Origin of the sequence: Nocardia sp. NPDC058497 (assembly GCF_042720195.1) — a bacterium.
In the GTDB taxonomy this organism is placed as follows: domain Bacteria; phylum Actinomycetota; class Actinomycetes; order Mycobacteriales; family Mycobacteriaceae; genus Nocardia.
This window is the reverse complement of the sequence record NZ_JBHXMY010000379.1, coordinates 1-4,888: the sequence shown is the minus strand read 5'-3', so window position 1 is coordinate 4,888 and position 4,888 is coordinate 1. Positions and strand designations below refer to the sequence as shown.

At 70.1% G+C, this 4,888-nt stretch carries 6 protein-coding genes and 1 pseudogene; 3 read left to right on the top strand and 4 right to left on the bottom strand.

The window, feature by feature from the left end; all coding sequences use genetic code 11:
* Positions 1–49: 49 nt before the first annotated feature.
* Together ACFWPJ_RS22485 and ACFWPJ_RS22480 are read right to left on the bottom strand one after the other, a co-directional pair.
* A complete protein-coding gene (locus ACFWPJ_RS22485) occupies positions 50–217 on the bottom strand; it encodes a hypothetical protein (RefSeq protein WP_378854295.1) in 168 nt (55 codons plus the stop codon).
* 135 nt (positions 218–352) lie between these two features.
* Positions 353–1,258 (bottom strand): RecB family exonuclease, encoded by a 906-nt coding sequence (locus tag ACFWPJ_RS22480; protein WP_378854293.1) that lies wholly within the window; start codon positions 1,256–1,258, stop codon positions 353–355.
* Positions 1,259–1,337: 79 nt separating this feature from the next.
* On the opposite strand from ACFWPJ_RS22480, the gene ACFWPJ_RS22475 reads away from it, so the two are divergent.
* The 3 genes from ACFWPJ_RS22475 (at position 1,338) to ACFWPJ_RS22465 (ending at position 4,026) form a co-directional block, all read left to right on the top strand.
* The gene (locus ACFWPJ_RS22475; RefSeq protein WP_378854291.1) at positions 1,338–2,483 is read left to right on the top strand and encodes a hypothetical protein; all 1,146 of its coding nucleotides are present in this window, start codon (positions 1,338–1,340) and stop codon (positions 2,481–2,483) included.
* Between the two features lie 78 nt (positions 2,484–2,561).
* Positions 2,562–3,395: a tRNA (adenine-N1)-methyltransferase gene (locus tag ACFWPJ_RS22470; RefSeq protein WP_378854289.1), complete on the top strand. Its 834-nt coding sequence runs from the start codon at positions 2,562–2,564 to the stop codon at positions 3,393–3,395.
* Positions 3,396–3,519: 124 nt separating this feature from the next.
* Positions 3,520–4,026: a DUF4442 domain-containing protein gene (locus ACFWPJ_RS22465; protein WP_378854287.1), complete on the top strand. Its 507-nt coding sequence runs from the start codon at positions 3,520–3,522 to the stop codon at positions 4,024–4,026.
* 22 nt (positions 4,027–4,048) lie between these two features.
* Here ACFWPJ_RS22465 and ACFWPJ_RS22460 read toward each other — a convergent pair.
* Both ACFWPJ_RS22460 and ACFWPJ_RS22455 read right to left on the bottom strand, forming a co-directional pair.
* Positions 4,049–4,145, bottom strand: a pseudogene (locus ACFWPJ_RS22460) (hypothetical protein); the annotation flags it as partial.
* 125 nt (positions 4,146–4,270) lie between these two features.
* The gene (locus ACFWPJ_RS22455; RefSeq protein WP_378854285.1) at positions 4,271–4,801 is read right to left on the bottom strand and encodes a hypothetical protein; all 531 of its coding nucleotides are present in this window, start codon (positions 4,799–4,801) and stop codon (positions 4,271–4,273) included.
* Between the last annotated feature and the right edge of the window lie 87 nt (positions 4,802–4,888).

Sequence of the window (4,888 nt, the reverse complement as noted above, 5' to 3'; positions counted from 1 at the left end):
CGATAGCGCTGGCGTGGCCTCGGGGGGCGGGTGGGGCGCGGGCGCGGAGTCAACGGTGACCGTTGTTGGGGGCAGCGCCCGCCGCGCCCGCGCGGCCCCCCCCCCACGACTCGGCGGAGCGGGTGTCACGGTCCACCAGGAATGCGTTGATCAGCAGTGCCGCGACCACTCCGATCGAGACGAGCGCGCCGACGCGCACCTTTCCGGTCACGCGCATGCTGTTCCCCACCCCTGAGCGATCCAATCCTGAACAATTGTGCAGCCTATCGTGCGATGGTCCGCGAGATCGGTTCAGGGTGAGTGCAATCGGTGTGGGATCAACATCGCGATCATCGACGGTGGAGCCCGGCGCTCAGACGTCCTCGGGCGGGCGCACGTCCGGCAGACCCAGCTCGACCGGCGTCGAATCCTGCTGCGGCCAGCCCGGATACGGCGGTGGGGTGCCGCCGAACTCCGGGCACAGGTTCTGGAAATCGCAGAAGCGGCACATGGTGTTGCGGTTCGGCGGGAAGTCGCCGGTGCGGCCCGCTTCGAGGATCGCCTGCCACAGCGCGATCAGGATGCGTTCGAAGCGCTCCAGTTCCTCGCGGTCGGGGGTGTAGGTGAGTAGCACCTTGTCGGCCAGATAGATCAGGCGCAGCTGGGCGGGCACGATGTCGCGGGTGCGCAGGATCATCAGCGCGTAGAACTTGAGCTGGAACAGTGCCCGCGCCTCGTGCAGCGGGCCGGGGGCGCGGCCGGTCTTGTAGTCGACGACCCGCAGCAGGCCGTTCGGGGCGACATCGATGCGGTCGACAAACCCGCGCAGCGGGATCTCACCGGCGAGATCGACCTCCACCCGCTCCTCGAGCGCGTGCGGCTCGAACCTGGTCGGGTCCTCCAGCTCGTAGTAACTCTCGACCAGCCGCAACACCTCCTCGAACAGCGCCTCCGGGCCGCCGTCTGCGACCAGCTCGTCGATACCGTCGCGATCGGCGCGCACCCGATCCCACGCACCGGGCACCAGCTCGGCGGCCCGCCGCGGATGCCGATCGGCCGCGGGCAGCCCGAACAGGTCCTCGAGCACCGCGTGCACGACGGTGCCGCGCACGGCTGCCCGCGACGGCGGCTCCGGAATCCGGTCGACCGCCCGCAACCGGTACTTCAACGGGCACTGCTTGAAATCGGCTGCCCGCGAAGGCGACAACGCCGGACGCGACCGGCGGACCGGTTCGCCGGCGGTATCGTCGGCGAGGGATACGGACACGGGCACTGACATGATTCGCAGGGTATCGGCAAGCACCGACACCGATCCCGGCGATTCGGTCGCGGCGGTGCCGTTCTGCCAAGATCACCGCATGCGTCGAATGATTCGGGTGGGGGCGGCCGTGGCCGCGATGATCGCGCTGAGCGCGTGCGAGGAACCGGGCAAGACGGTGCGGGTACCTGCACCGACGTCGTCGGCGGCGACCACCACCGAGAGTCCGGAGCAGGCACTGCGGACGGGCAAGCTGGCCGAGGGCATGCGGATCGCGGAGGTGCTGGCGCTGCCCACCGACATCGACCCGCGGTATGTGCGCCACGCAAGCTCAGATGTCCTCACCTCGGCCCGGTTGATGGTCTCCACCGGACACCACGCCGCGATCGCGGCCGTCGCCGACGCCAACGACCTGCTGGCCGGTTTCCTCAGCCAGCGTTCCAACGGCGGCAAGGGCACCGCCGGGACCGACTGGCTCACCCACGGCGTGATGCGCTTCCCTGATGCCGCCACGGCGGCCTCCGCGGCCACCGAGTTCGCGGCGGCCGCGACCTCCGACCGCGGGATGATGCAGAGCGCCGACTGGACCCCCGCCACCGTGGCCGACGCCCCGGAGGCCCGGTTCGTGCTCCTCGAGGAACGGGGCAGGCTCGAGGGCATGGCCTTCACGCCCTACCGCGACTATGTGATCTTCACCGAAGTCCGCGCCGGCGGGCGTTCCGAGATCGAGGCGACCGTCGTCGAAGCCCTGAAACGTCAGCGGCCGCTGCTCGAAGCGTTCACTCCGACACCGGAATCCGAGCTCGCCCGGCTGCCCTACGACCCGGACGGCATCTACGTGCTCTCCGTCGGCGACAACGGCGGCGGCCGCGGGGCCTACCGGCAGCACGCCGCGCTGCTGTTCGCCGAGGACCAGCAGGCCGCGGTGACGCTCTACCCCAAGGTGGGTGTGAGCGCGATGGCGAACAAGGGCAGCACCGTCTACCGCGCCGCCGACGCGGCGGGCGCGATCGAACTCGCCACCGCCACCGCCGCCGCGATCGGCACCGCGCGGGACATGAAGACAGCCCCGGCACCGGCCGGCGTCCCCGGCGTGTCCTGCCTCACCGACGGCAACGAGCACGCCAACGCCTGGGTGTGCCTGGTCACCGCCGGACGACATGTCGCCGAGGTCTGGGCCAAGACCCGCGACGACGCGCACGCCGGAGCCCGCGAGCAGCAGCGGGTGCTGGCGGCGGCGAAGTAGCCGCGACGGGTCACCCCGTTCGGTGGGTGAGCGCGCCGACCTGGCAGGCTGGAGGCTTCATTCGAAGAACGGAGATCCATGACGGCCAGACGGACCGGTCCATTCGCCATCGGGGACCGGGTGCAGCTGACCGATGCCAAGGGGCGCCTCTACACGGTGGTGCTGGAGGAAGGAAAGGAATTCCACACCCACCGCGGCGGCATCAAGCACGACGACCTCATCGGCACCGACGAGGGCACCGTCGTGAAGTCCACCAACGGCACCCCCTACCTGGCGTTGCGCCCCCTGCTCGTCGACTATGTGCTGTCGATGCCGCGCGGTGCGGCCGTCATCTACCCCAAGGACGCCGCGCAGATCGTCCACGAGGGCGATGTGTTCCCCGGCGCCCGGGTGCTCGAGGCAGGCGCGGGCTCCGGCGCGCTGACCTGCTCGCTGCTGCGCGCGGTCGGCCCCGAGGGTGAAGTTATCTCCTACGAGATCCGCGACGACCACGCCGAGCACGCGATGCGCAATGTCGAGACGTTCTTCGGCGAACGCCCGGCAAACTGGTCGCTGACCGTCGCCGACGTCGCCCAGTACGAGGGTGAGCAGGTCGACCGCGTGGTCCTGGACATGCTCGCCCCGTGGGACGCGCTGCCCGCCGTGTCCAAGGCGCTGGTGCCCGGTGGCGTGCTGATCGTCTACGTCGCGACCGTCACCCAGCTGTCGAAGGTCGTCGAGGCGCTGCGTGAGCAGGAGTGCTGGACCGAACCGCGCTCCTGGGAGTCGATGGTCCGCGGCTGGCACGTTGTCGGCCTGGCCGTGCGCCCCGAACACCGGATGCAGGGCCACACCGCGTTCCTGGTGAGCGCGCGCCGGCTCGCCGAAGGAACGGTCACCCCCAAGCCGCAGCGGCGTCCGTCGAAGGGCTGACGAGGTTTCGGCTCCCCGGTTCCGGGGCAGCTTTCGATGTGGGCGCCCGAGTGCCCATATCGAAAGCCGCCCCCCGGGGACGGCGTGGATCCCGGCCCATCGGCCGGGGCAGGGAGGGGACCCCATGTCGAGAATCGAACCCGCCGCGAAGGACCCGTCCGCCGGGACGCTGTATCCCGGTGAGTCACCGCGGATCTACCGCGCGCTGTTCAACGTCTTCCCGCCGTATCTGTTCGGCGGGGTGCGGGTGCAACACATTGCCGCCGACTGGACTTCGGTCCGCGTCGCCTACACGGTGCGCCCGTGGAACCGCAACAGTCCCAACCGGGCCGCGTTCGGCGGCACCCTGTACTCGATGACCGACCCGTTCTTCGCGATCATGGCCTACGGCCAGCTCGGCCGCGGCTACCGGATCTGGAACATCACCGGGTCCATCGAGTTCCTCACCCCGGGCCGCGGCACCGTCAGCGCCACCATGGGCCTGTCGCATGAGCAGGTCGCCGAGATCCGGCTGGCCACCGATAAGGGGGCGAAGTCGTTCACGGAGCACTGCGCCGAGATCGTCGACGGGAACGGCACACTCGTGGCCCGCGCCGCCCAGCAGCTCTACGTCCGGCGGCTGCCCGACTGAGCCGGCGTCGATCGCACCAGCGGCTGATCGGCGACGACACCGACCGGCCTGCCGCCGATCAGGCCGCGTCCGGTGACCACCCCGTCGCCGTACATGGCGTTCGGATTGCGCGGCTGACGGCGGTCATGTCTCGCGACAAGGGACGGCCGTCACCGGGCAACGGCTACCGCGGGTTCTCTGTGCAGTTCACAGCGAGCGAAAGGCCCCGGCTGTACTCGCGGACTACCCGGGGCGCGCGCGGGCCTCAGGCGGGCGTGCAGGGGGCCTGCGCGAAGCCGAGCAGCAGGCAGCCGCTGGCGTCGGAGAGCTTCCAGGTGCCGTCGACCTGCTCCCAGGTGACCGGGAAGGCGGGCGCCGTGCCGTGCGGGGAGGTGATGGTGACATCGGCGGTCGCGGTGTTTCCGCTGGTCGCGACGTTGTCGACGGCGAAGGTGAGGGTGTAGCCGGCCAGCATGCCGTTCATCTGGTCGATGTTGGACTTGCGCGCGTCGCCGTTGACGATCAGCTTGGCCTTCTCGTCGGTGGACAGCGCCGGATCGGCGAACTTGATCAGCGTCGCCTTCAGGGAATCGGCGGTGGGGGCGGCGGCGTTGTCACCGGTCGGAGCCGGGGTTGCCGAAATGCTGGACGGAGCGGCCGCGATACTGGTACTGCTGCTGGTGGCGTTCGTCGAGGAATCGTCGGAGCCGCCGCAACCGGTCAGTCCGACGGTAACGGCGAGTGCCGCAGCGGCGGTAGCGACGGTGACACGGATCGTGCGGGTAGGAAGGAGCATGCTCAGCAACCTTTCGGCTCGATGGGCGAGTGCACTCGCCGAGTGCCCCGGGGCGGGGTGTTAGGGGAGCCTAACACGACCCCGGAC